Here is a 25,063-nt window from a genome sequence, read left to right on the forward strand (position 1 = left end):
GTGTCCGTCTGGTGTGGTTAGTAGGTAAACGGCCAGGCCTTCCAGTAGTTGCGTATTCGGAGCCAGATGCCGAACAGCCCACGTGGTTCGAACAGCAAGAACCCGATGATCAGTGCGCCATACAGGACTCCTTCGAGGATGAAGTGGTTCAACACGGCGGTGGGGTCGGTCGTCAGGAACGGGATGTAGTCGGCCAGCTCGCGGGTTACCGGGTTGAGCATGGTGATGAACAGTGCGCCCATGATCGAGCCGGAGATGGTGCCGATCCCCCCGATGAGGATCATCGCGATGTACTGCACCGACAGCAGGAGGTTGAAGGAACTCGGGTCGAAAAAGCCGATGACAGTGAACAGCAGCGCGCCCGCGCATCCCGCGTAGAAGGACGACACGGCGAAGGCGATGGTCTTGTACTTGGTGAGGTTGATGCCCATCGCCGAAGCGGCCATGTCGCGGTCGCGGATCGCAGTGAACGCCCTGCCCACCCGGGAGCGCGTCAAGTTACGGGCCAGCACCGCGAGGATGATCAGAACGACGAGGATCAGCAGGTAGAGCTTCTGGTCCCCGGTAAGGATCTCGCCGTCGCTGTCGAAGGAGAAACCGAAAAGCTCAGGGACGGCGGCCTCCCTGCCCACCTGCTCACCACCGGTGAGCGAGCGCCACTCGGAGAAAATGTGTTCGCCGAGGAACACCAGACCGAGCGTGACGATCGCCAGGTACAGCCCGCGGAGCCGGGTCGCCAGCGGTGAGATCAGGACACCTGCGAGGCCTGCGACGATTCCGGCGGCCGGGAGCCAGATCAGGATGTTGGTGACGCCGAATCCGATGGTGCGGCCCTCGGGATCGCCCGAGATCGCCGCTGCCGTGTAGGCGCCGAGGGCGAGGAAGAAGGCATGTCCCAACGAGACCTGGCCACAGTAGCCGGTGACCAGGTTGAGCCCGATGGCACCGATGGCTGCGGCGAAGCCGAGCGCGAGGATGTGCAGCGTGTTGTCGTCGAAGACGAACGGCACCAGCAGCGCCACCACCACCAGCGCCACGACCGCGCGGCGTTTCGGGGCAGTGTTGAGCATCCGCATGTGCTCGGCATACGAGGTGAACATCTCCGGTCGCCCGGACAGCCGGGCGCTGCGCCGCCGTGGTGTAGCTTCCGGGGTGGTCATACGCGCTGCACCTCCTTGGTGCCGAACAGCCCGTATGGTCGTACCAGTAGCACAAGCAGCATGACCACATACGGCGCGACGATGGAGAAGTTGTTGCCGAGCCAGGGGGCGTAGTCGGCTTGGTAGGTCGAGACCAGAGCTTCCACCACCCCGACGGTGATGCCGCCGATGACCGCGCCTTCCAGCGATTCCAGACCGCCAATGATGATCGCAGGCAGGGCCTTCAGCGCCACCACCCAGAGCTGCTGGTCGATCCCCGCGCCCGAAGCCGCGAACACGCCAGCGACCGCAGCGAGACCGCCCGCGATAGCCCAGGACAGCGCGAAGACGCCTCCGACGGACACGCCCTGGGTCAGCGCTGTCTCCTGGTCGAAGGCGGTGCCGCGCATGGCAAGGCCGAGGCGCGAGTACTTGAAGAACGCGAACAACACCGTGATCACCACTAGCGTGGTCACCACCATGGCGACGTGCCGTTGCTGCACGCTGATGCCGAGTTCGGCGAGGAACTCCACACGTTGCAGGCCCCACGGGCTGCCGACCTGACGCACGTCGGCGCCGATGAAGCCGCTGAGGACGTTCCGCAGCGCGATGTCGATCCCGATGGTGATGATGGCGATGATGAACACCGGCCTACCGATCATCGGCCGCACCACCGTGCGCTCCAGGCTCAGTGCCAGCGTCGCCACCGCGGCCACGGCCAGGATCACCGCGAGGTAGAAGCCCAGCGGACCGACAAGGTAGCTCACGATGACCGCGCCGGCCATCATCAGCGCCGGCTGCGAGAAGTTGATCACGCGGGTGGACTTGTAGATGATCACGAACCCGAGCGCGACGAGGGCGTAGACCGACCCCATTCCGATGCCTTGCACAAGGCTGCTGAGCAGTTCGGTCATGCTCCTGCCTTCCCGTACATGTCCTCCACGAGGTTCTCGAACTGCTTGTGCAGCGCGGAGCGCTTGACCTTCTGGGTGGCGGTCAGTTCGCCGTCCTCGTGGTCGAGTTCCTTGGGCAGCATGCGGAACTTCTTGATCTGCTCGACCTGGGAGAACTTCTCGTTGACGTGATCCACGATCTGCTGGATCAGGGCGATCACCTCCTCACGTTCGGCGAGGTCGCGATAGGTGGTGTAGGGGATATCTCGCTGCTGTGCCCACTCGCCGACGGTGTCGAGTTCGATGCCGATCAGCGCGGTCAGGTACTGCCTGCCGTCGCCGATGACGACGGCTTCCTTGATGTACTCGCTGGCCTTGAGGGCGTTCTCGATCTCCGAGGGCGAGACGTTCTTGCCGCCCGCGGTGATGATGATGTCTTTCATCCGGTCGACGATGCGTACATGGCTACCATCGACCCACTCGCCGACGTCGCCGGTGTGCAGCCAGCCGTCGCGGTCGATGACCTCGGCAGTGGCCTCCTGATTGCGCCAGTAACCGGCGAACACCCCTGGATGGCGTGTCAGGATCTCGCCGGTGCGTTCATCGATCCGCAGCTCGATGCCCGGCTGGGGCTCACCCACGGTTCCCAGCTTCACCCGGCCCGGCCGGTTGGCGGTGGCGACCGCGGTGTTCTCGGTCATGCCGTACACCTCGTGCATCGGCACGCCGATACCCATGAAGAACTTCAACACCTCGGGCGCGATCGGGGCCGCTCCGGAAGCGGCGAACCGCACCTTGCGCATCCCGATGCGATCCCGCAGCGGCCGGAACAGCACCAGCCAGCCGAGCAGGTACAGCAACCGGGTACGTAGCGTGTGGTTGCCACCGGTGCGCACCAGATCGTCCCCGATGCGGTCAGCCAGCCGCAGCCCCGCCCGTGCGATCGCGCGCTTGACCGGCGAGGCGGAGGCGATCTTGATGTGGATCCCGGCCAGGATCTTCTCCCAGATCCGAGGGACCCCGAACAGGATGGTCGGCTGGATCTCCCGGAGGTTGGCCTGCACCGTGTCGATCGACTCGGCGAAGTTGACCTGCACGCCCGTGGCTGCGTTGAACCACGTGGTGAAAATCCGCTCGGCGACGTGGCACAGCGGAAGGTACGAGAGCATCACGTCGTTCGAGTTGGGCGGGGGAGAGGTGAAACCACCACCGTCCACGAGCTCGCTGATGCAATACTCCACATTGGCCACCGTGAGCATCGCTCCCTTGGGGGGACCGGTCGTGCCGGAGGTGTAGACCAGGGTCATCACGTCGTCCGGTGTCACCAATGCCATGCGCTCGGCGACCGCGTTCGGGTGTTCCTCGCGGTGCCGCGCGCCCCTGGCGAGGAAGTCCTCCCAGGGCATCAACTTGGGGTGGGTGTAGCGTTTACGGATTCCTCGGGGTTCGACATAGACGATCCATTCCAGATCGGGAACGTCGTCGAGGACCTCGAGGGCCTTGTCCACCTGTTCCTGGTCCTCCGCGATGAGGATCCGGGAGCCGGAGTGTGACAGCAGGTACGACACCTCCGCGGGTGGGTTGGTCGGGTACAACCCCACCGTCATCGCCCGCACCGCAACGGTGCCGAGGTCGGCGAACAGCCATTCCTTGCGGTTCTCGGAGTGCACCGCGACCCGGTCGCCAGGGGCGATGCCGAGATCCAGCAGCGCGTGGGCCACAAGCTCGACCGAGTCCCAGTAGCCTGCCCAGGTCACCTCTTGCCAGATGCCGTAGTCCTTCTCCCGCAGCGCCACCTGGTCCGGGGTGTCGCGTGCCCGATCGGCCACCCTGGTGACGATCGTGGTTGTCGTGGTGCGCGGTACGGTTGCCGTGGTCATGCCGCGTGCTCCCCTCCGTTCCCGCTGCCGAGGTAGGCGCGGATCACGTCCGGATTCGACTGCACCTCGCCCGGCGTGCCGGTGGCCAGCGCCTTGCCGAAGTCGACGGCCATCACCCGATCCGCCAGGTCCATCACCAGCCCCATGTCGTGCTCGACCATGATGATCGGGATGTTCAGCTCGTCCCTGATGTCCAGCACGAACCGGGCCATGTCCTCGGTCTCCTCCAGGTTCATCCCGGCGACCGGCTCGTCGAGCAGCAGCAGTTTCGGTTCCATCGCCAGCGCACGGCCCAGCTCCACGCGCTTCTGTACGCCGTAGGGCAGCAGGCCAACCGGTAGGGTGCGCCAGGATTCCAGCTCCAGGAAGTCCACGATCTCCTCGGCGGCTGCGCGAGCGGCCAGCTCCTCCTTGCGCGCGCGGCCGAACCAGGACAGTGCCGCTGCGACGCCGTAGCTCAAGTGCGTGTGGCGGCCGAGCATCAGGTTCTCGATGACCGTCAGGTTGGCGAACAGCTCGATGTTCTGGAACGTCCGCGCCACCCCGAGCTCGGCGATGGCAAAGGGCCGCAGCCCGACGAGATCGTGCCCGGAGAAGGTCACCGAACCGCGCTGTGGCCGGTAGAACCCGGACAGCACGTTGAAGATCGACGTCTTCCCTGCGCCGTTCGGCCCGATGATCGCGAACAGCTCGGCAGGGGCGACGTGGAACGACACCCCGTCGACCGCGGTCACCCCCGCGAACGACAGCTGGATGTCGGCAACGTCCAGGATCGCGTCCGTCTGTTGTGGCACGGCCGTGCTCGCGGTCATGACAGCCACCTCTTCCGCCGCTTGTAGTGCTTGACCTCCCGGAACGACTTGGCCGCTCCTTCCGCGCCGAGACCTAGGTAGAACTCCTGGATGTCGGAGTCAGCCAGTAGCTCATCGGCGGGCTTGTCCATGACGACCTTGCCGTTTTCCAGCACGTAGCCGTGTTGCGCGATCGACAGCGCCATGGTGGCGTTCTGTTCGACAAGCAGCACCGTGGTGCCCTGTTTGTTGATCTCGACGATCAGGTCTTTGATCTGGCCGACGAGCAGCGGCGCCAACCCCAGGCTCGGCTCGTCGAGCAGCAACAATCGTGGGTTCGACATCAACGCCCGGCCCATGGCCAACATCTGCTGTTCCCCGCCGGAGAGGTATCCGGCGGTGGCCCGTTCGCGCCCGCGCAGTGCGGGGAACAGTCCGTAGACGCGATCCAGGTTCTGTTTGATGTTCTTCGGGGAGGTGTGGCCCCCGATGCGCAGATTCTCGTCCACGGTTAGCTCGGCGAAGATTCGCCGCCCTTCGAGTACCTGCTTGATGCCCAAGCTGACGATCGCGGTGGGGTTGGCCTCGTGGATGGGCTTACCGTCCATGGTGACCGACCCCTTGGTCACCTCACCGTCGTGGAGGTCCAGCAGGCCGCTGACCGCGCGTAACAGGGTGGTCTTGCCTGCTCCGTTGGCGCCGAGCAGCGCGACGATCTGCCCTTCGGGTACGTCGAGGCTGACTCCCCGCAACACCAGGATCACATCGTTGTAGACGACCTCGAGGTTGCGGACTGCGAGCATGCGACCTCCGTCTGTAACAGGAAACCCGGTCCATAACACCGTTAACCGGAAGCTTTCACGATTCGCGGCGCCGTTCCAAGGTCTGGAGTCGAAACCGTTATCGAGCTTTGTTCACGTTTATTGGTAACGAGCGATTAGGGACCCTAGCGACGGTCGCGACGACCGGCTTCCTCCAACAGGAGGAGGCCGTTTCGCAGGGCGCCGATGCACTTGTCATTGACGTAGCGGTCTCGTTGTCGCAGGATCCTTGGTTAACCACGCGAAGCTGCGGGAGGTGTGATGCCACCGGGTGCTGCGGACGGAATCGCGGTCGAGGACCAGGTGCGGAAGGGCATGCGGAAGGTCGTGCGGCTGGACGGCGTCTCCGCGGCCATCGGCGGTACCGTCTCGGCAGGCGGTTCGAAGTTGGTGCTCAGCGAGCTGCTGGATATGCGAACCTGCCTGCTGCAGGGCGCGGTCATCCGACCGGGGATCGGGCTCGGCGGGGTCGCCTTGCAGCACAAGCGTCCCGTGGCGGTGGAGAATTACGTGCAGTCGAGCACCATCACTCACCACTTCGACCGGGCCGTCATCGCCGACAATCTCACCGCTGCCGTCGCCATCCCGATGCAGGTGAACGGCGTGGTCAGGGGCGTCATCTATGCGGCGAGTCGCAACGGGCTCCCGCTCGGTGAGCGCACCATCGATGCCGCCATGGGCATCGTGCGGGGCGCGGCGCAGGAGGTCGCGGTCGAGGAAGAGGTGCAGCGGCGGGTGCAGCGCATCGTCAGCAGGCAGCAGGAGGGTGGCGAGTCGGTCCCGGTCGACGAGCTCGTCGAAGTGCGTGAGGAGCTCGTGTCGATCGCCTCCTCGGCCGCGGACGGCGAGGTGCGGCAGCGGCTGTTCGGGCTGAGCGAGCGGTTGACCCGCTCGTCACGGCAGCGTCCCGTCGAGCGCGGCGTCATGCTGTCGCAGCGCGAGTCCGATGTGTTGCTTCACGTCGCCGCAGGACGGACGAACGCCGAGACCGCGGAGTTGCTCGGTGTGCTACCCACGACGGTCAAGACACACCTGAAGAACACCATGCGCAAGCTGGGCACCCGCAACCGGATCGAGACCCTGACCGCGGCGCGCAGGGCGGGGCTGCTCCCGTAGGAGGGTGAGCCGAAGGACTCCTTCGGCTCGCGTACCGGAAACGGCCAGTGGCCTACCAGTCCACCTCCGGGTCAGGGTGGAAATCGATGCCCTGTGCTGCCATCCGCTCGCCGTGAGCGCTTAACCGGGAACGGAAGTCCTCCCAATCCCTGCTCTCCTGCGGTGTCCAGCCGACCTCGGCGACGGCCTGAGTGCGCGGGAAGGCCATCCGCTCGATGTCGCTTTCCTCCTGGACGAGTTCGGTCCACAATGGTGCTTCGACGCCGAGGATCGCTTCCTCTCCTACGCCGGTGAGGTACGTCGCCGGGTCCCATTCATAGGCGGCGCGGGTGCTTACCGCGCCCGCCCAACTATTCCCCCACGGGTCGGAATCGTGGTACTTCATGTCCAAGTAGGAGTGATCAGCGGGGGACATGATCACCTGATTGCCGTCCGACGCGGCCGCGCTGGTATCCGGATGGTCCGCCTCGATCCGCCAGTACTGCACCACGGCGCTCTCCGGCAGGTCCACCGCCGCGTACTCGTGCCACCCCACGGGGCGTTTGCCCGCGTCGGTGATCATCGGCAACACCCTGTCGAAGAACCGCCGGTACTCGGCGTCCGTGGTCGCCTCGGCCTCGTCCCCGCCGATATGGAAGAACTCGCCCGGAGTCAGCGCGGCGACCTCCGAGATCACGTCGGCGGCGAACTCGTAAGTCGTATCGGAATCGATGCACAGCGAGGAGAACCCCACGTGCGTGCCGGTGTACGGCTCGGTCGCGTTCCCGTCGCAGTTCAGCTCGGCATAGGAGGCCAGGGCCGCGTTGGTGTGACCGGGCATATCGATCTCCGGCACGATCGTGATGCCTCGGTCGGCGGCGTAGGTCACGATGTCGCGGAACTCCTCCTGCGTGTAGTACCCGCCGGGGCCACCGCCGACCTCGTTGGCCGCGCCGACCTCGGTGAGGCGTGGCCAGCCGGGGATTTCGATCCGCCACCCCTGGTCGTCGGTCAGGTGCAGGTGGAGGTGGTTGATCTTGTACTGCGCGAGCCGGTCGATGTGGCGCTTGACCACATCGGCCTCGAAGAAGTGCCGCGCCACGTCGAGCATCGCGCCCCGGTAGGCGAAGCGAGGATGATCGACGATCGTGCCGCCTGCCACTGCCCAGGTGCGCTCCACCGGTTCGTCACGCTCGACATCGGCGGGCAGCAGCTGCCGCAGGCTCTGGACGCCGGCGAAGAACCCGCCGCCCGAGCTCGCAGAGAGCTCCACCCGGCCCGGGGTGACCTCCAGCCGGTACCCGTCGGTCGGGAGTTCGTCGGCGGCGTCGTCCAACACGACGAGGGGAAGCTCGTCGTTTGCTCGCTGCTCCTGGCGCACTGGCAGGGTGAACCCGGTGGCGGGCCGCAGCAGTTCGGCCAGGTACTCGGCGGCACTCCCAGCCTCGGACTTCTCGCTGCCCACCAGGATCTCGGTGTCGGCGGTCAGCTCGAAGTTGCCGTCCGCGTCGGGAGTCGTGGCGCGGGGGGCGGGCACGATCTCGTGCAATGCAGGGGTGTCCTCCGGTAGCTCCACGGGGGGCATCGGGCTCTCCTCGGTCGGGGGTTCGGGGCCATCCCCGTTGCCCCCCGACGTGCATGCGGCGAGGAGCAACGCCAGTGCCATGATGATGCTGGTAACGAGACGCGGCATGCCGACCTTCCTACGGGTGGTGACCACTCGACCTTAACGGGCCGGCCGGGGTTCGCGGATCGAGCGGGTGGGCGACGCGCCGTGTTTCGGTCCCGCGCGTACGACCCCTCTACAGTTATGGGCGACCGCGAGAGTCGGCGCGGCTGATGACGTGCGGTGTAACCGAGCGTGAGGGGTGCACGAGTGGACGTGTTCGCAGAGCTCGCCGCGGGCCTGCTGACCTGGGCGTACCAAGTGTTCAGCCCAGGGGTGTGTCCCGGCGACTGGGTGTTCGCCACGAGCGTGGCGGGGGCGCTGATCGGGCTGCTGCCTCCGCTGGGGGCGTTCGTCATCGCCGTGGTGCGCAAGTTCACCGCCAACCGGTACACCCCGGCGACGGTCGGTACATTCGCGACGATCAGCGCGATCTGCGTGCTGATCGTGCCGTGGACGCTGCTGCTGGGTATCTCGGCCACCTACCGGGCGGTGTTCGCGGGTGAGAGCGCCGGCTTGGAGTCCGGGCAGGTCGCCGCGCTGCGGACCACGTATTGCGGTGTCGTCGGGGATCAGGCGGTGTACCTCGGTGGTGGCCCCACGGTGTACGAGACCCTGCTATCGCCTGCCGACGGCCTGCTGTTCCTGGTGCATCTCGGGGGGCTGATCGGTCTGCCGCTGCTGATCCTGTTGCTGATCATGGCGCAGGCGCGTCTCGCGTTCCGCAGGGGACCGGTGTGGCCGGGAAGGTTGTTCTGGATCCCGTTCCTGGCGCTCGTGGTGACCACGGTGGGAATCAGCGCGAACACCGCGATACACGCCTGGCTCGGCTTCCTGGCGGCGAGCCTGCTCGGCCTCGTCCCGCTGTCGATGATCCGCCCGCCGAGCTGGAAGGCGGTGCGGCGCAGTGAACGGCCACGTACCCGCGAACCGGAGCCGGAGCCGCCACGGCAGCGATACCAGCCGACCAGGGTGGCAACCGCCGCAGCACCGATGACAGGCGGCGGGAGGCGGTACCGGCGGGTGCGCAAGCTCGGCCACGGCGGGTTCGGCACGGTGTGGCTGGCGCACGATACGGAGCTGGGGCGGACGGTCGCACTGAAGATCGCGCACCAGCCTGACCAGGAGACCGTGGAGCGCATGCAGCGCGAAGCGCGGGCGCTCGCGGCGGTGAACCACCCGAACTGCGTGCGGGTCTACGACATCATCTCGGAACACGACGGGTTGGCGCTGGTGATGGAATACCTCGAGGGCAAGGCGCTGGCCTTCGCGGTGGACGACGATGGCCCGCTGGGCGACCTGCACGCGGCCAGACTGTGGTCGACCCTGGCCGGCGCGTTGTTGGCCGCGCACGCCAAGGGAGTGCTGCACCGTGACGTCAAACCGTCCAACGTCATCATCGACCCTGCCGGGACACCGCACCTGATCGACTTCGGTATCGCCAGGGCCACCGGCGACGCGAGCATGACCGCGACGGGAATGATGATCGGTACACCCGACTACACCGCGCCGGAGATCGCGGCGGGCGGGCGTGCCGACGCGGCGGCTGATGCCTGGCAGCTGGCGGCCACCGTGAACTATGCGCTGACCGGCAAGCCCCCGCGTGGCGAGCGGGAGACCGCGATGGCAGCGCTGTCCGCCGCCGCACGCGCCGAGCCCGCGACCGAGCTGCCGACACACAGCGCGCATGCCGCGCTGCTGGCCCGCGCCTTGGACACCGACCCAGCGAACCGCCCCACCCTGCGCCAGGTCATCCAGGAGCTGGATGCCTGGATCGCGGGCACCGGCCAGACAGTGCAGGGGCCCGTCACCAGCGTCCTGCCGAAGGGGTAGGCGCTGAACGTGACGTTCAGCGCCTTAGACGGAACGGACGTGACGTTCGGTGCCTCAGGTGAGCTCGGCGAACTTCTCGGTATCGCCCGCCTTACCCGCGACGATGAGGAGGTCGCCGCGGCGCACCACGGTCTCGGCTGTGGCGTAGGTGAAGCCCTCACCGCGGCGTTTGATGCTGACCACGGTCACGCCGTATTTGGAACGCAGCTGGCTCTCGCCAAGCGGGCGACCGACTGCCTCGGCGGGCGCCACGGTCTTGACCATGGCGTAGTCGTCCTCGAACTCGATGTAGTCGAGCATGCGGCCCATCACCAGGTGCGCCACCCGCTCACCCATGTCGTGTTCCGGTAGCACCACGTGGTGCGCGCCCACCCGTTCGAGGATGCGGGCATGTTGCCGGGACAGCGCCTTGGCCCAGATGTTCGGGATGCCGAAGTCCGCCAGCAGCGAGGTGGTGAGGATGCTGGCCTCCAGATCGGTGCCGATGGAAACGACGGCGCGCTTGAACTTGTGTACGCCGAGCTGCCGCAGCGCGTCCGGGCTGGTGGAATCGGCCACCGCCGCGTGGGTGACCGATTCGCTGTACTGGTCGACCAGTTTGGGGCTGGCGTCGATCGCCAGCACGTCGGTCTTCTGCCGGATGAGCTCGAGCGCCAGCGAGCCCCCGAACCGGCCGAGGCCGATGATCACGGCGCGGTTGCCTGCTGCACTGTTCTTAACCAACGATGGGTCGCTCCTCGGGTAGTTCGTAGCGGCGTGGCCGGTCACGTAACGCCAGCGCTGTCGCCAGTGTGATCGGTCCGAGCCTGCCGATAAACATCAGTACCGACATCATGACGTGCACGCCAGCCGGGAGGTCGGCGGTGATCCCGGTGGACAGGCCCACATTGTTCACCGCGGAGACCGATTCGAACAGCACCTTGTCCAGCGGGAAGTCGGTCGCCGCCTGCATTGTGATCGTCGTGATCATGACCAGCGCGACGGTGAGTAGCGCGATCGTCAGCGCTTGTCGCTGTACGCTCGCCGCCAGCCTACGCCCCATCACGTGCACCGTCGGCTCACCCCGGATCTCGGCGAGGATGACATAAGCCAGCAACGCGAAGGTGGTGACCTTGATCCCTGCTGCGGTACTGGCGCTACCGCCGCCGATGAACATCAGCACGTCGATGACCAGCAGCGTGTGCCCCTGCATGTCCCCGGTTTCCACGCTGTTGAATCCCGCCGAGCGCGGCATGGTGGCTGCGAACAGCCCGGCGAGCAGCTTGCCGCCCACCCCGAGCGGCCCCATGGTGTCCTGGTTGTTCCACTCCGCCAGGGTGATGAACAGGAAGCCGATGGCGAGCAGCACACCCGAGGTCAGCAGCGTGATCTTGGTGTGGATGGACCACCGCTTACCGTCCCGCTTCCGTAGCCTGCGCGCCACCTCGAAGATCACCGGGAAGCCGAGACCGCCCAGGATGACCGCGATGATCACCGGCAGCGAGATCCACGGATCGTTCACGAACCGGGACATGCTGTCGTGGTACAGCGAGAAGCCCGCGTTGTTGAACGCCGAGATGCCGTGGAAGATCCCGGTATAGAGGGCCTCACCGAAGGCGTAGTCGTAGGCCGCCAGCAGCCTGCCGGTGAAGAGCAAGGCCACGATGGCTTCCACGGTGAGGCTGATCTTGACGATGCCCGCGGTGACGCTGCGGACCTCACCGAGCTGCAGGCTCTTGGTCTCGCGCTGGGCGGACAGTTGCAGGCCGAGCCCGAACCGCCGGGACACCAGTAGCACCAGTAGGGAGGCGGCCGTCATGATGCCGATGCCGCCGAGCTGGATCATGGCGAGGATGACGATCTCGCCGAAGGTGGTCCAGTACTCGCCGGTGTCGACCACGATCAGCCCGGTGATGCACACCGCCGAGGTCGCGGTGAACAGCGCGGTGACAAACCCGGCCGACCCCGGTTCCTCGCTGGCCGCCGGCAGTGCCAGCAGCACGGTGCCGATCCCGATGGCGATGGCGAACCCACCCAGCACCGCGCGCGCCGGGTGACCCCCTGTCGGCAGGGCCTTGCGGAGTGCGGTGCGGACCCGCCCGCGTGGCGGGCCGGGCACGTTCGGGTGCTCACTCCTCATGAGCCGCGGGGCTCCCGGACGCAGCTCGACGTGACGTGGGCACGCACTCCTGCAACTCCTTCGCTTCGCGTGGTGGGTCCCTCGCTTGTCCGGGAGGGATCGTGTCGCTGGGCAGCAGATCCGCTCACTGGGCCTTGCGCCATAGGGCAGCTTAATCCGGTACAGTGCCGGCCGCACTCGCGCTCCCGCCCCGATCGTGGCGTGCCCGCGGTGAGTTCGGTCACCGCCAGGACGGCAGCCACATGCGCGCGTCCCACTCCTGCTGGGTGATCGCTTCCGCGTTGAGAACCGGCCACAACCAGATAAAGTTCGCCACCGCGAGCCCGATGTACAGCGAGACCGCCAGCAAGCCCGTGGTGCGGCGTTCGTCGCCGGAGTTCGCGCTGCCGAGTAGGTGCCCGAGCACCAGCGTGATACCGATGACCAGGAACGGTGCCATCGGGGCGGCGTAGAAAAAGTACATCTGTCGGTCGAGGTTGGCGAACCACGGTAGGAAGCCGGCCAGGTAGCCGGTGAGCACGAAGCCGTAGCGCCAGTCGAGCCGGAACACCGCCCGCCACAGCGCCCAGGCCAGCAGTGGCAGCGCCAGCCACCACAGCGCGGGCGTGCCGATGAGCATGGCGGCTTCCACGCATTCGGACTGGCCGCAGCCGGTGACCTCCTCACCCGATTCGTAGTGGTACAGCATGGGCCGCAGTCCCATGGGCCAGGTCCACGGTTTCGATTCCCACGGGTGCGGGTCCCCGTCCGGCGTGTCCAGCGTGCTGTGGAACCGGTAGATCTCCAGCGTGTAATGCCCCAGCGAGCGCAACGCGTCTGGCAGGAATGCCAGCGCCCCGTGCCCAACCTGGTTGACCTCCACGTAGTGCCGATCCGTCGCGGTCTCGCTGCCGAGCCAGGCCCACCAACTCGCGAGGTAGACGAGCAGGGTCATCGCGCCCAGCGCGAACGCGGCGGGCAGCAGGTCCAGTCGCAGCGTCGCACGCACTGGCTTGGCGACTCCCGCGGTGCGGCGCGCTGTTATGTCGAAGATCAGGACCAGCAGGCCGGCCGCCACGACGAAGTACAGCCCGGACCATTTCACCGCGCAGGCCAGGCCGAGACACACCCCGGCGCCGAACCGCCACCAACGCATGCCGAGCCGCGGTCCGTACGGGCTCTCGCCGATCCAGCCCTGGCGGACGGCCTCGGCGAGCCGTTGCCGGACCTGCTCCCTGTCGCGTAGCACGCAGCCGAACGCGGCGAGCACGAACAGCACGAGGAAGATGTCCAGCATCCCGATCCTGGATTGCAGGTGCATCATGCCGTCGACGATCACCAGCACGCCAGCCGCGCCGCCGAGCAGCGTGGAACGCGTCAGCCTCCGGGTGATCCGGATGGTCAGCAGGATGATCAGGATGCCGGCCACCGCGGCGGTGAACCGCCAGCCAATGGCGTTGTAGCCGAATAACCACTCACCGACCGCGATGAGCTGCTTGCCGAGTGGCGGGTGCACGATCAGGGTGAAGCCGTAATTGTCCTCGAACCCGCCGTTGCGCAGCATCTGCCACGCCTGCGGCACGTAGTGCTTCTCGTCGAAGACCGGCGTGCCGCCGTCGGTGGGGGAGCCGAGGTTCCACAGTCGCAACACCGCGCCGATCGCGGTGACCACCAGCGTGACGATCCACCCGCGCACCGGGTCCAGCGGCATCGGCCTGCCGAGCAAGGCGAGCTCGCGCTCGTCCGGCGCCTGCCCACCGTCATCGGCCGACCGGGGCTCCGCCCGGCCCCGGCGCGTCCCGCGACGGTGGCGCGGCACGGCCGCACCGGAGGGGCCGGAGGTCATGAGGCGGCCCGCGCCGCGTCCGCCTGCCGCGGTCGCAGGCCCGTCGCACAGAGTCCGGTCACGGGGAACAATGCTATGGGAAGCAGCAGCGCCCCCGGCACGGCCCGCCCGCCGTGCGCACAACCCGCCCGAACGGCGACGACCCCACGAAGGACACCATGGCACCTGCTGACCGGAGCGCGGGAGCGCTCGTGCTCGGCGCGACACCGCTTGGCGACGCGCGGGACGCCTCGTCCCGCCTGGCCGAAGCTCTGGCCACCGCCGACGTGGTGGCAGCGGAGGACACCCGCAGGACGAGGGCGCTGGCCGCGGCGCTGGGCGTTACGCTGGCGGGAAAGGTGGTGAGTTGCTACGACGCTGTCGAGCGCGCCAGGGCCGCGACGCTGGTCGAGGCGGTACGTGCCGGGCAGACGGTGCTGCTGGTCACCGATGCCGGAATGCCCAGCGTGTCCGATCCCGGATACCGACTTGTAGCGGAGTGCGTGGCCGAGGATCTGCCGGTCACCTGTTTGCCGGGGCCATCGGCGGTGACGGCGGCGCTGGCGCTGTCAGGGCTGGCCACGGACCGCTTCTGTTTCGAGGGGTTCGCCCCCCGCAAGCAGGGTGAGCGCGAGCGGTTCCTGGCGGCGCTGCTCGAGGAGCCGCGCACCGCGGTGTTCTTCGACTCCCCGCACCGGCTGGCGAGCACGCTGGCGGACGCGGTGCGGGTGCTGGGGGCGCACCGGCGAGCGGCGGTCTGCCGGGAGCTCACCAAGCCTTACGAGGAGGTGCGGCGCGGCACGCTGGGCGAGCTGGCCGCTTGGGCGGGCGAGGGAGTGCGTGGCGAGGTCACCGTGGTGATCGCGGGAGCGGAGCCGTGCACGCCTGCCGCCGAGGATCTGGTCGAGGCGGTGCGGCGGCGGGTGGCCGAGGGGGAGCGGCTCAAGGCGGCCACCGCGGCGGTGGCCGCCGCCGAGGGGGTGTCGAAGCGGGAGTTGTACGAGGCGGTGCTCGCCGCCCGCGAAGGCGAGTAGGTCACTGCTGCTCGCGGGTGTCCAGCTCGCAGGACTGCTCGGGGCTGGGGTGGCGCTGTTTCGCGGCGGACGGCAGCGTTTCCCGTGCCGGGAGCCACACCAGCGCGGCGACCAGGCTCAACGCGCCTGCGACGAGGAATGCCGTCGTGTAGGAGAGCTGGTCGGCGATCGCGCCCGCCGCGAGCGGCCCGAGGATCGCGCCGATGTCGGCCGACATCTGGAACGTCGCCAGTACCGGCCCGCCGCGCCCTTGCGATCCGACGACGTCGGCCACGGCGGCCTGCTTGGGCGACTGCAGCGTGCCGCTGCCGAGCCCGGCGACCACGGTGGCGATCAGGAACTCGGTCAGCGAGTCGGTGAAGCCGACCCAGGCGGTGCCCGCCCCCGAGGCCACCAGCCCGATCAGCACCAGCGGTTTGCGCCCGACCGTGTCGGCGAGCCTGCCTGCAGGCATGAGCATCACCAGGTTCGCGGCCGCGAAGACCGCGAACGCGATCCCGGCGAAGGCCTCGTCCTGCCGGAGCACCTCGACGATGAACAGCGGGATGAGCGAGATCCGGACGCCGAACACGATCCAGCCGAAACTGAAGTTGGCCAGTAGCGCCGAGCGGTAGGCGTGGTCCCGCAGCGCGTCGGTCAGCCGGACGGCTGGGGCGTCCTGCTGCTCGACGTCGGCGATGAGGGGCGACCGCCGCAGCAACAGCCACACCAGCAGCGTCGCCACCAGCAGCAGGACGGCGTAGAACAGGAACGGGGCACGCAGGCTGATGGTGATCAGGCCGCTGCCCAGCAGCGGTCCGGTGACGTTGCCCGCGAGGAAACCGGCACCGAACAGGCCCGACGCTCTGCCGCGCAGCCCGGCGGGGGTGACCCTGATGAGCAGGGCGATCGCGGAGACGGTGAACATGGTGGAGCCGATCCCGCCGAACGAGCGGAACAACACCAGTTGGGTGTAGCTGGCGGCGAAGGCCGCCGCGCCGGTGGACACCGCGACGATCAGCAACCCGCTGAGGTAGATGCGCCGCTCGCCGAGCAGGCTGACGCCCTTGCCTGCCAGCGGGGCGAACACCAGCCGGGCAAGGGCGAACGCGCTGACGACGAACGACGCGGCGGTGACGCTGACGTCGAAGCTGCGGGCGAACATGGGGATGGCCGGGGCGACGATGCCGAACCCCGCAGCGATGACGAGGTTGGCCGCCGCCAGTACCCATACCTCGCGGGGGAGCCGCTGCCGGGCAGGCGCGGTCGTGGCGTCGTCACGCGTGGCTACCAAGCACGCCCCTTCCCTCTGTTTCTTAGTCATGCTAACTATATGGGCGGTGGGAGCCCAACGTGACGTCCGGTTCCCTAGAGGGAAGCAATGTCCCGTTCAGCTTCATTCCCCGGCGCGAAGTCGGGGTGTCCCATCGCACCCGACCCAGGGGTGAGCGGGGTGCCGAGCAGCCGTTCGAGGGGCGCGGCCTTGTGGCGGCACTCCTGCCATTCGAGTTCGGGATCGGAGGAGGCGGTAATTCCGCCGCCCGCACCGAGGGCGACGTCGAACCCGCCTGCGGTGTTCGCCGCCAGCTCCAGGGTGCGGATGGCGACGTTGAGCTCCATTCCGGCTACCGGTGAAGCCAGGCCCACCGCACCGCAGTAGACCCCGCGCGGCGCGCGCTCCAGCTCGCCGATCAGCTCGGTCGCTCGCACCTTGGGCGCACCGGTGACCGATCCCGGCGGGAAGGTGGCGTGCAGCAGCTCGGCATTGCCCATGCCCGGCGCGAGGGTGCCCGCCACGGTGGACTCCAGGTGCCACACCCCGGGAGCCTCGCGGACAGTCAGTAGCTCGGGCACCCCGACGGTGCCGACGGTGCTGACCCTGCCGAGATCGTTGCGCACCAGGTCGGTGATCATCACGTTCTCCGCGACGTCCTTCTCCGAGGCGCGCAGCCGTTGCGCGTTGGCGTCGTCGGCCGGTCCCCTGCGCGGGAGCGTGCCCTTGATCGGGGTGGAGTGCACGCGGTCGCCGTGCCGGGCGAGGAACAGCTCTGGCGACAGCGACGCGATCGCTCCCCAGACACCGGCGAGGTAGGCCGCCCGGCGCGGGTGCAGCGTGCGGACGCCTTCGGCGAACAGCTCGGCCGGTCGGCCGCTGAAGGTGCCTGCCAGCCGGGTGCAGATGTTGGCCTGGAAGATCTCGCCGTGCTCGATGGCCTCGATGCAGCGGCGCACCGCGTCGATGTGGCCGTGGCTCGATGGCCAGCCGAGCGTGACGGGTTCCCAGCCGCGTGGCGGGCGATCGTCGTCGCCTGCCAGTGTCTCGGCCAGCTCGCGGGCGAGGTCGTCCGGTTCCGGATCCCCGGGGCCGACCAGCGCCTCGAACCACCAGGCTCCCTCGGCGTCCATCCGGAGCACGTGGTCGGCCCACCCCCAGCCCGCGGGTGCCAGGGGCGCGCGCTTACGGGCCGGATCGGTGAGGTCGTAGGAGAGGTAGCCGAACCACCCGCCACCGACCGCGCCCGGAGCGGCCGCCGAACGGTCGGTGATCTCGGGCAGCTCGCCGGGGATGGCGAAGGCGCCGTTGACCCCCGGGCAGGCGGTGATGCCCACGCTGGGGGCGATGACCGCCCGCGAACCGAACCACTGGCCGGTCAGCGCGGCCGGCTGTGGCAGGCCAGCCCGGCGTGCGCGCGCGTCCAGCCGCAGCAGTACCTGCTCCGGCGTGAGGCTGCACAGCAGGGCCCGGCACACCACTCGCATGCCTCCATCCTCGCGCGCGCGAGGATGGAGGGGTCACCCGGGCGGGTGCAGTCGGGCTGAATGTGACGTTCGTTCCATAGAAGGCGCCGAATGTCACGTTCGGCCCCATCCGCCACAGCCGGACCACGCGACGCGCCCCGATCGGCCATCCGTAGGGTTGTCGGGTATGAGCACACCCGTGTTGACCGCGGTGGCCTGGCCCTACGCCAACGGCCCCCGCCACATCGGCCATGTGTCCGGTATCGGGGTCCCCTCCGACGTCTTCGCGCGCTACCAGCGAATGGCTGGCAACCGGGTGCTCATGGTCTCCGGTAGTGACGAGCACGGCACGCCGATCCTGGTACAGGCCGAGAAGGAGGGCCTGACCCCGCGCGAGACGGCGGACAAGTACCACCGGGTGGTCGCCGAGGACCTGCGCGGGCTCGGCGTCACCTACGACATGTACACCAGGACCACCACCGGCAACCACTACGCCGTCGTCCAGGAGATCTTCCTGGCGCTGCACCGCAACGGCTACATCATCCCGAAGACCACCACCGGTGCGGTCAGCCCGTCGACCGGCCGCACGCTGCCCGACCGTTACATCGAGGGCACCTGCCCGATCTGCGGCTACGACGGCGCGCGCGGCGACCAGTGCGACAACTGCGGTAACCAGCTCGACGCCGCCGAGCTCATCAACCCGGTGTCCCGGATCAACGGGGAGAAGCCCGACTTCGTCGAGACCGAGCACCTGTTCCTCGACCTGCCCGCGTTCACCGACAGCCTGGGGTCATGGCTGTCGACCAAGACCGGCTGGCGCTCGAATGTCCTGAACTTCACCAAGAACCTGGTCGACGACATGCGGCCCCGGCCCATCACCCGCGACCTGGACTGGGGCGTGCCGATCCCGCTGGACGGCTGGCGCGACCAGAGCATGAAGAAGCTCTACGTCTGGTTCGAGGCGGTGATCGGGTACTTCTCGGCCAGCGTGGAGTGGGCCCGCCGCAGCGGCGACCCCGACGCCTGGCGCGAGTGGTGGAACAACCCGGACGCCAGGCACGCCTACTTCATGGGCAAGGACAACATCACGTTCCACGCCCAGATCTGGCCCGCGTTGCTGCTCGGCCACAACGGCGCGGGCGACCGGGGCGGCCAGCCGGGACCCTACGGCGAGCTGAACCTGCCGGGTGACATCGTCTCCAGCGAGTTCCTCACCATGAGCGGTTCGAAGTTCTCCACCTCGCGCGGCACCGTCATCTATCTGACCGACTTCCTGCGCGACTTCGGCCCTGACACGCTGCGGTACTTCATCTCCGCGGCGGGTCCCGAAACCCAGGACGTGGACTTCACCTGGGACGAGTTCGTGCGCCGGATCAACTTCGAGCTGGTCAACGAGTGGGGCAACCTGGTGAACCGGGCGGTGTCGATGGCGCACAAGAACGTCGGCGCCATCCCCCGGCCCGCCACACCGAGCGAGGCCGACGCCGAGCTGCTCGCCACCTCCCGGGCTGCCTTCGACACGGTCGGCGGCCACCTGGAGCAGTCCCGGTTCCGCGCCGCAACGGCCGAGGCGATGCGAGTGGTGTCGGCGGCGAACAAGTATCTCTCCGACCAGCAGCCGTGGAAGCTGGGCGACGATCCGGAACGCAGGGACACCGTGCTGCACACCGCGCTGCAGGTCGTCTCGGATGCGAACACGCTGCTCACCCCGTTCCTGCCGCACTCAGCGCAGCGGGTACACGAGCTGCTCGGTGGTCAGGGCACCTGGGCCGCACAGCCGGAGCTGTCCGAGGTGGACGACCTCGACGTGGCCGATCGCCGTAACGCCGTCCTCACCGGCGACTACACCGCTGAGCAGGCGCGGTGGAGTTCGGAGCCGATCGAGCCGGGGCGGCCGCTGTCCAAGCCCTCCCCGGTGTTCGCCAAACTGGACACGGCGCTGGCCGAGACAGGGCCGTCGTGGGCACCGATCCCGAGCTGACCAGGCCTCGACCCATGCCTGCTGGAAGCCGCTGGAGCCGACCGTGAGCCGAGAGCTGCCCCCCGAGCCGGAAGTCCTGCCTACTCCGATCGTCGACGCGCATACCCATATGGACGCCTGCGGCGCGGAGTCGGCAACCGACGTCGCGGCGATGGCCGACCGTGCCGAGCGGGTCGGCGTGGCCGGCGTGCTCACCGTGGCCGACGATCTGGAAGCCGCTCGCTGGGCGGTGCGGGCGGCCTCCTGGGACAGCAGGGTGCGCGCCGCCGTGGCCATCCACCCCACCCGGACGGGCGATTTCGGTGAGCGTGAGCAGGAAGCCGTCGAGAAGCTGGTGATCGCCGACGGCGTGGTGGCCGTCGGCGAGACCGGGCTGGACTACTACTGGGATTTCTCCCCGCCAGCCGCGCAGCGGGAGGCGTTTCGCTGGCACATCGACCTCGCCAAGCGGGTAGGCAAGCCGCTGATGATCCACGACCGGGACGCGCACGAGGACGTGCTGCGCATCCTGGAGGAGGAGGGGCCGCCGGAGACGGTGGTGTTCCACTGCTTCTCCGGGGACGCCGACATGGCGCGCTACTGCGTGGACGCCGGGTACGTGCTGTCGTTCGCGGGCACCGTGACGTTCCGCAACGCGCGTTCGCTGCGCGAGGCCGCGTTGCTGGTGCCGCAGGGCCAGTTGCTGGTGGAGACGGACGCGCCGTACCTGACGCCGCACCCGTACCGGGGAAGGCCGAACGAGCCGTACTGCGCAGCGCACACGCTGTGCGAGTTGGCGCGGCTGCGCGAGGAACCGGTCGCCGGGCTCGCCGCAGCGGTCTCGGCCACGGCGGGCAGGGTGTTCGCCGTCCCGGCATGGGCCGCGCTCGCTGAGGTGGAGCTGGGATGACCGCGAACACCGCCCGAGTCGTGACTACCGAACGTGAGGGCGGGATCAGCGGACTGCGACACGGGGGTCATCGTGTCGTCCGCCCGGGGTGTGATAACCGACACGTGATCGCGTGGGGTGATTGCACAACCTCTTGTGCTCCGTTACTGTCTTGTAACCGTACCGCTCGATCGCAATTTGCTTTGTGGTCGATGCCGGTCCCATCAGCACTTCGGGGGGTGCGGAGCGAGACACCGGAACCGCTTGTGCGAAAGGGATGGATCCCGTGACTGTTGAAGAGTCGCGTAGCCATTCGCGTCACGGCACTCGTCGCAACCCATCTGGTGCATATTCCCCGGCTGGTCAGCTCGCGGGTGATGCGGTGGCTCAGTCGCCGGGCGCGCTCGCGACACTCGACCCGAGCGAACGCTCCTGGCCGGGCACCGACACGGACTTTCCGGACTTCAGTCCGGAACCACGGGTGACCTATCAGGACCTCCGCGCGGCACTCGGGCCACAGGTCGACGACCTGATGCTGGAGGCGGACGTCGATGCCGATGAGCTGATCCAGCTGATCAACGCGCAGACGACGGTGCTGCCGGTGATCCCCGCCGCCCCGGAATCACCGGCCGGTGTGTACATCGACGATGCCGTCACCATCGAGTTCCCCGCGGTCGCTCCCGAGGCCATCAGCGGTGGACAATCGGAGGAGACCCGGCTGGCCACTGCGACCAAGCAGTGGAAGCGCCGCTTCCTCAAGGGCGCGGTCGCCGCCGTACTGCTGTCCCTGGCCGGGGGCGGTGCGAGCGCGATGGCGATGAGCAAGAGCGTGACCGTTGAGGTCGACGGGCACGAGCAGACGGTCCGCAGCTTCGGGTCCACAGTGGGAGATGTCCTCGAGGACGCGGGCATTTCCGTGGGGACCCACGACGCGCTGTCCCCGTCGCCGGACGCCGCGGTCAGCGACGGTGGCGTGATCACCCTGGAGCGAGGCAGGCCGCTGGAGCTCGTGGTCGATGGCGAGGTCAGGGAATCCTGGGTGCGCGCGCCCACCGTTTCCGAGGCGCTGGACCAGCTCGGTCTCAGCGAGCTGGTGGCCGACGGCGCCTGGCTGTCACAGCCCGCCAACGGGCCGGTGCCGGTCGACGGCATGACCCTCGAGATCAAGACGTTGAAGAGCGTCACCGTCGTCGACGGGGGTGACCAGCCCCGCGAGATCACCACCCACGCGGTGACCGTGGAGGAACTGCTGGCCGATCTCGGGCTCGAGCTCGGCTCCTCCGACGAGGTGGTGCAGGACCTCGGCAGTGCCGTCACCGACGGTGGCACCATCGAGATCATACGGACCGGCACCTCGGAGATCGAGGTCACCGAAGAGATCGAACCTCCGGAGGAGGAGATCGTCGATGACAGCCTCGCCTTCGGCGAGCGTGTCGTCGAGGACGAAGGCACCGCAGGCGAGAAGCTGGTCACCTACCGCGTGACCCACCGCAATGGTGAAGAGGTCGAGCGCGAGCAGCTCGCCAGCGAGGTGCTGACCGAGGCGGAGCCCAGAGTGATCCGCGTCGGCCCGGAGATCTCTGACGAGGAGGTCTGGGACCGGCTGGCGTTCTGCGAGTCCACCAACAACTGGTCCATCAACACCGGCAACGGCTATTACGGCGGTCTGCAGTTCGACAAGCAGACGTGGGACGCCTACGGCGGCACCCAGTACGCCGAGTACCCGCACCAGGCCACGCGGGAGGAGCAGATCGCGACCGCGATCAGACTGCGCGACGACAGGGGCGGCTACGGCGCCTGGCCCTCGTGCGCCCAGCAGCTGGGCCTACCGACCTAACGATCGCCGCTACCTGCTCGCCGTGGGTGGGTGCGAGCCGAAGGACTCCTTCGGTACACGATGTGTACTCAAGGGCCCCTTCGGCTCGCCGCCCAGCCCCGGAAGCGACCCGTAAGCTGGACCGCGTGGCCGATACTGTCGATGCTCGCGGCACCGCGGGCGAGCCTGCGCACAAGGACGTGGCGCTGCTTGGCGCCACCGAACTGCGTGAGCTCGCCGCGGACCTGGGGCTGCGGCCCACCAAGAAGCTCGGGCAGAACTTCGTCCACGACGCCAACACCGTGCGCCGCATCAGCAGGCTCGCCGGGGTGGGCGCCGGGGACACGGTGCTGGAGGTGGGGCCGGGGCTCGGCTCGCTCACTCTGGGACTGCTCGCCACCGGGGCAGACGTGACCGCTGTCGAAGTGGACGGCACCCTCGCCGAGCGGCTCCCGACGACCGTCACGGCCAGGGCCCTCGGCGCGGCCGGAAGCCTGGTCGTGCACACCGCCGATGCGCAGCGGCTGCGTCGCGCCGATCTGACCACCACCCCGACTTCGCTGGTCGCCAACCTGCCCTACAACGTCGCGGTGCCGGTGGTGCTGCACCTGCTGGCCGAGTTCCCGTCGATCACCCGTGCCGTGGTGATGGTGCAGGCCGAGGTCGCTGACCGGATGGTCGCGGCACCGGGAAGCCGCGTGTACGGGGTACCGAGTGTCAAGCTCGCCTGGTTCGGCGAGGCCCGCAAGGTGGGCGCCGTGCCGCGTTCGGTGTTCTGGCCGGTGCCCAACGTGGATTCCGCACTCGTCCGGTTCGACCGCCAGCATCGGGACCAGCCGGCGGTCGAAGCGCACCGGGAAGCCGTGTTCGCGCTGGTAGACGCCGCGTTCGCGCAGCGGAGGAAGACGCTCCGCGCCGCGCTCGGGGCACGTTTCGGCTCGGCCGCCCGCGCAGCGGAGCTGCTCGACGCCGCGGGCATCGATCCCGGAGCGCGGGGTGAGCAGCTCGGCGTCGCCGACTTCCGGCGGCTCGCCGTGCAGGTGGCACGGCATCCGTGAGGCGGCTGCCGACGGCGACCGGCGCAGGCCCCGGCGCTCGCGGCTCGGTCGCGGCCGAGTGTGAGTTAGCTCAATGCTAGGCACCGCTGGCTTGCCAGCCGGTGGTCCGGTGAGCTGTAATGCGTGAAGTATCCATCCCGAGCGGCTGAGAGACCTGGCTCGTCGAAGCCGCAGCAACCGCCGCCGGGCAGTGGCACTTCGCCCCTGTCCGGGCGCACGGCAGGTGCTACAGCCAGGTTCGATGGAGGAACCGATGTACATGTCACGAATGCTCACCCGGCGCCGTGTCGTCGACGAGGGACGTCGCACCAACAGCGCCTGTCGCCGCTGACAGGTCCGTCCCGCCGTCCGTCCCACACCACCGCGGTGCCGCGGCCGTTCGACTGCCGCGTGCGCGCGACTCACGAGCCGAGGAGCTATTCGTGCTTTCCGCCGACCACATATCTAAATCCGCACCACTGTCACCGGCCGCTACCGGCGCAACGGGCGCCTCCGCGGCAGGGACCGCGAGAACGCTGTACGACGTGACCATCGAGGTCCCCGAGGGCGCCCGTAGTGGCTTGCTCGGTCCCGCCGGGGCAGGCAAGACCACGCTGTCGGCCATCCTGGGCCTGTGCGAGCACCCTGATTCCGGCGTGGTCCGCGTCGCCGGAACCGACGTCGCCGCGCTCTCACCAGCCGGACGCCGGGAGTGGCGCGGCGCGATCGCGCGCGTCGACACCACCTACGTGCTCCACCCGGAGCGCACGGCCGCGGGTAACGTCGCGGCCCCGCTGGAGCGGGCGGGCTTCGACGCGCCCGCACGCCGGAGGCGGGTGGCCGAGCTGATCGACCTGATCGGGCTCAACCGAGGCGCCGCCTGGCGTCCAGCCGAGCTCACCGAGGGGCAGCGCAGGCGCGTGGCGCTGGCCCGCGCGTTGGCGCTGCGCCCGTCGGTGCTGATCACCGACGGGCTCACCGACGATCTGCCTGCCGAACAGTCCGGCGCGGTGTTGGCCGCGCTGGACAGGGCGTGGGCTGAACTGGGCGTCACGGTGCTGGTGGCCACCACCGATGCCGGCGTGGTGCGCCGGTTCTGTGACCACGTCAGCGTGCTCTCCGGCGGCAGGCTGCTGGAGAGCGGGTCGATGCTCGAGCTGCTCGCCGACCAGAACAGCTACACGGCGCGCAGCGTGCTGCCCGCCGTGGGGCACGCCGAGGATCTCGCGGGCTTCGACGCGGTGGCCGACGTGGTGCTGGTGGGGCATGCCACGGTCGGGTCGCTGCTGCCGGATGCCGGTGCGCGGTTCGGCGTCGAGCTCGCCACGCTCGGCGGCGGCCTCACCCGCATCGGCGACACCCCGGTTGCGCGGTTCCGGCTCGGGGTGACCGGCGAGCAGGCAACGGCCGCGGTGCGCTGGATCGGCGAGCGCGGCGGTTACGTGAGCGAGCTGGACCCGGTCGACACCCGGTTGCCCGGCGTGCACGACCTGCTGGCGGAGGGCGCACGCGAGCTGGCTGGCACCGCCGCGTAGTGGCGCGGACCCCGGACCGGCGGTCACCCGATA

The 25,063-nt window shown here is 68.6% G+C and carries 19 protein-coding genes and 1 riboswitch; of the genes, 8 read left to right on the forward strand and 11 right to left on the reverse strand.

Going from position 1 to position 25,063, the window contains the following annotated elements; translation table 11 throughout:
- Nucleotides 1–17 precede the first annotated feature (17 nt).
- Genes F8178_RS03060 through F8178_RS03080 form a run of 5 tightly spaced genes read right to left on the reverse strand, consistent with a single transcriptional unit; the run spans nt 18 to nt 5,506 of the window.
- Nucleotides 18–1,160, reverse strand: a complete 1,143-nt coding sequence (locus tag F8178_RS03060) for a branched-chain amino acid ABC transporter permease (RefSeq protein WP_317493083.1) — start codon at nt 1,158–1,160, stop codon at nt 18–20.
- Nucleotides 1,157–2,053, reverse strand: coding sequence for a branched-chain amino acid ABC transporter permease (locus F8178_RS03065; RefSeq protein ID WP_317493084.1), 897 nt, complete (start codon nt 2,051–2,053; stop codon nt 1,157–1,159). Before F8178_RS03065 ends, F8178_RS03060 begins: the two co-directional genes overlap by 4 nt.
- Entirely contained in the window at nt 2,050–3,912 is a 1,863-nt protein-coding gene (locus F8178_RS03070; RefSeq protein ID WP_317493085.1) for an AMP-binding protein, read from the reverse strand. Before F8178_RS03070 ends, F8178_RS03065 begins: the two co-directional genes overlap by 4 nt.
- Nucleotides 3,909–4,724 (reverse strand): ABC transporter ATP-binding protein, encoded by an 816-nt coding sequence (locus F8178_RS03075; protein ID WP_317493086.1) that lies wholly within the window; start codon nt 4,722–4,724, stop codon nt 3,909–3,911. Before F8178_RS03075 ends, F8178_RS03070 begins: the two co-directional genes overlap by 4 nt.
- On the reverse strand, nt 4,721–5,506 hold the full coding sequence (locus F8178_RS03080; RefSeq protein WP_317493087.1) for an ABC transporter ATP-binding protein: 786 nt from the start codon (nt 5,504–5,506) through the stop codon (nt 4,721–4,723). The genes F8178_RS03075 and F8178_RS03080 overlap by 4 nt, the downstream gene beginning before the upstream one ends.
- A gap of 279 nt (nt 5,507–5,785) precedes the next feature.
- Between F8178_RS03080 and F8178_RS03085 the strand changes: the two genes are divergently transcribed.
- Nucleotides 5,786–6,640: a LuxR C-terminal-related transcriptional regulator gene (locus F8178_RS03085; RefSeq protein ID WP_317493088.1), complete on the forward strand. Its 855-nt coding sequence runs from the start codon at nt 5,786–5,788 to the stop codon at nt 6,638–6,640.
- Between the two features lie 52 nt (nt 6,641–6,692).
- Here F8178_RS03085 and F8178_RS03090 read toward each other — a convergent pair whose 3' ends face one another.
- On the reverse strand, nt 6,693–8,312 hold the full coding sequence (locus tag F8178_RS03090; protein ID WP_317493089.1) for a beta-N-acetylhexosaminidase: 1,620 nt from the start codon (nt 8,310–8,312) through the stop codon (nt 6,693–6,695).
- Nucleotides 8,313–8,495: 183 nt separating this feature from the next.
- On the opposite strand from F8178_RS03090, the gene F8178_RS03095 reads away from it, so the two are divergent.
- Nucleotides 8,496–10,118, forward strand: coding sequence for a serine/threonine-protein kinase (locus F8178_RS03095; RefSeq protein ID WP_317493090.1), 1,623 nt, complete (start codon nt 8,496–8,498; stop codon nt 10,116–10,118).
- 54 nt (nt 10,119–10,172) lie between these two features.
- Here F8178_RS03095 and F8178_RS03100 read toward each other — a convergent pair whose 3' ends face one another.
- From F8178_RS03100 to F8178_RS03110, 3 genes are all read right to left on the reverse strand, one after another.
- Nucleotides 10,173–10,841 (reverse strand): TrkA family potassium uptake protein, encoded by a 669-nt coding sequence (locus tag F8178_RS03100; RefSeq protein WP_317493091.1) that lies wholly within the window; start codon nt 10,839–10,841, stop codon nt 10,173–10,175.
- Nucleotides 10,834–12,237 (reverse strand): potassium transporter TrkG, encoded by a 1,404-nt coding sequence (locus F8178_RS03105; RefSeq protein WP_317493092.1) that lies wholly within the window; start codon nt 12,235–12,237, stop codon nt 10,834–10,836. Before F8178_RS03105 ends, F8178_RS03100 begins: the two co-directional genes overlap by 8 nt.
- 220 nt (nt 12,238–12,457) lie before the next feature.
- On the reverse strand, nt 12,458–14,062 hold the full coding sequence (locus F8178_RS03110) for a dolichyl-phosphate-mannose--protein mannosyltransferase (RefSeq protein WP_396344962.1): 1,605 nt from the start codon (nt 14,060–14,062) through the stop codon (nt 12,458–12,460).
- Between the two features lie 158 nt (nt 14,063–14,220).
- On the opposite strand from F8178_RS03110, the gene rsmI reads away from it, so the two are divergent.
- A complete protein-coding gene (gene rsmI, locus F8178_RS03115; protein WP_317493093.1) occupies nt 14,221–15,075 on the forward strand; it encodes a 16S rRNA (cytidine(1402)-2'-O)-methyltransferase in 855 nt (284 codons plus the stop codon).
- 1 nt (nt 15,076) lies between these two features.
- On the opposite strand, the gene F8178_RS03120 is transcribed toward rsmI, so the two are convergent.
- Entirely contained in the window at nt 15,077–16,378 is a 1,302-nt protein-coding gene (locus F8178_RS03120) for an MFS transporter (RefSeq protein WP_317493094.1), read from the reverse strand.
- Between the two features lie 44 nt (nt 16,379–16,422).
- Complete coding sequence (locus tag F8178_RS03125; protein ID WP_317493095.1) at nt 16,423–17,814, reverse strand: aminodeoxychorismate synthase component I; 1,392 nt, start codon at nt 17,812–17,814, stop codon at nt 16,423–16,425.
- Between the two features lie 166 nt (nt 17,815–17,980).
- On the opposite strand from F8178_RS03125, the gene metG reads away from it, so the two are divergent.
- The 5 genes from metG (at nt 17,981) to F8178_RS03150 (ending at nt 25,030) form a co-directional block, all read left to right on the forward strand.
- Nucleotides 17,981–19,774: a methionine--tRNA ligase gene (gene metG / locus F8178_RS03130; RefSeq protein ID WP_317493096.1), complete on the forward strand. Its 1,794-nt coding sequence runs from the start codon at nt 17,981–17,983 to the stop codon at nt 19,772–19,774.
- A gap of 43 nt (nt 19,775–19,817) precedes the next feature.
- Nucleotides 19,818–20,663 (forward strand): TatD family hydrolase, encoded by an 846-nt coding sequence (locus F8178_RS03135; protein WP_317493097.1) that lies wholly within the window; start codon nt 19,818–19,820, stop codon nt 20,661–20,663.
- Nucleotides 20,664–21,024: 361 nt separating this feature from the next.
- Nucleotides 21,025–22,479: a ubiquitin-like domain-containing protein gene (locus tag F8178_RS03140; RefSeq protein ID WP_317493098.1), complete on the forward strand. Its 1,455-nt coding sequence runs from the start codon at nt 21,025–21,027 to the stop codon at nt 22,477–22,479.
- Nucleotides 22,480–22,604: 125 nt separating this feature from the next.
- Complete coding sequence (gene rsmA / locus F8178_RS03145; RefSeq protein ID WP_317493099.1) at nt 22,605–23,516, forward strand: 16S rRNA (adenine(1518)-N(6)/adenine(1519)-N(6))-dimethyltransferase RsmA; 912 nt, start codon at nt 22,605–22,607, stop codon at nt 23,514–23,516.
- 129 nt (nt 23,517–23,645) lie between these two features.
- Nucleotides 23,646–23,764, forward strand: a riboswitch (SAM riboswitch).
- Between the two features lie 174 nt (nt 23,765–23,938).
- Complete coding sequence (locus F8178_RS03150; protein ID WP_396344963.1) at nt 23,939–25,030, forward strand: ATP-binding cassette domain-containing protein; 1,092 nt, start codon at nt 23,939–23,941, stop codon at nt 25,028–25,030.
- Nucleotides 25,031–25,063 lie beyond the last annotated feature (33 nt).

The organism is Haloechinothrix sp. LS1_15, assembly GCF_033042135.1.
Classification (GTDB): domain Bacteria; phylum Actinomycetota; class Actinomycetes; order Mycobacteriales; family Pseudonocardiaceae; genus Haloechinothrix.

What these genes read in the sequence shown, in the direction of transcription:
- F8178_RS03105 (WP_317493092.1), bottom strand. Translation starts at nt 12,237, where the DNA reads ATGAGGAGTGAGCACCCGAACGTGCCCGGCCCGCCACGCGGGCGGGTC.
- F8178_RS03070 (WP_317493085.1), bottom strand. Translation starts at nt 3,912, where the DNA reads ATGACCACGGCAACCGTACCGCGCACCACGACAACCACGATCGTCACC.
- F8178_RS03060 (WP_317493083.1), bottom strand. Translation starts at nt 1,160, where the DNA reads ATGACCACCCCGGAAGCTACACCACGGCGGCGCAGCGCCCGGCTGTCC.
- metG (WP_317493096.1), top strand. Translation starts at nt 17,981, where the DNA reads ATGAGCACACCCGTGTTGACCGCGGTGGCCTGGCCCTACGCCAACGGC.
- F8178_RS03110 (WP_396344962.1), bottom strand. Translation starts at nt 14,062, where the DNA reads ATGACCTCCGGCCCCTCCGGTGCGGCCGTGCCGCGCCACCGTCGCGGG.
- rsmI (WP_317493093.1), top strand. Translation starts at nt 14,221, where the DNA reads ATGGCACCTGCTGACCGGAGCGCGGGAGCGCTCGTGCTCGGCGCGACA.
- F8178_RS03120 (WP_317493094.1), bottom strand. Translation starts at nt 16,378, where the DNA reads ATGACTAAGAAACAGAGGGAAGGGGCGTGCTTGGTAGCCACGCGTGAC.
- F8178_RS03125 (WP_317493095.1), bottom strand. Translation starts at nt 17,814, where the DNA reads ATGCGAGTGGTGTGCCGGGCCCTGCTGTGCAGCCTCACGCCGGAGCAG.
- F8178_RS03075 (WP_317493086.1), bottom strand. Translation starts at nt 4,724, where the DNA reads ATGACCGCGAGCACGGCCGTGCCACAACAGACGGACGCGATCCTGGAC.
- F8178_RS03090 (WP_317493089.1), bottom strand. Translation starts at nt 8,312, where the DNA reads ATGCCGCGTCTCGTTACCAGCATCATCATGGCACTGGCGTTGCTCCTC.
- F8178_RS03080 (WP_317493087.1), bottom strand. Translation starts at nt 5,506, where the DNA reads ATGCTCGCAGTCCGCAACCTCGAGGTCGTCTACAACGATGTGATCCTG.
- F8178_RS03085 (WP_317493088.1), top strand. Translation starts at nt 5,786, where the DNA reads ATGCCACCGGGTGCTGCGGACGGAATCGCGGTCGAGGACCAGGTGCGG.
- F8178_RS03065 (WP_317493084.1), bottom strand. Translation starts at nt 2,053, where the DNA reads ATGACCGAACTGCTCAGCAGCCTTGTGCAAGGCATCGGAATGGGGTCG.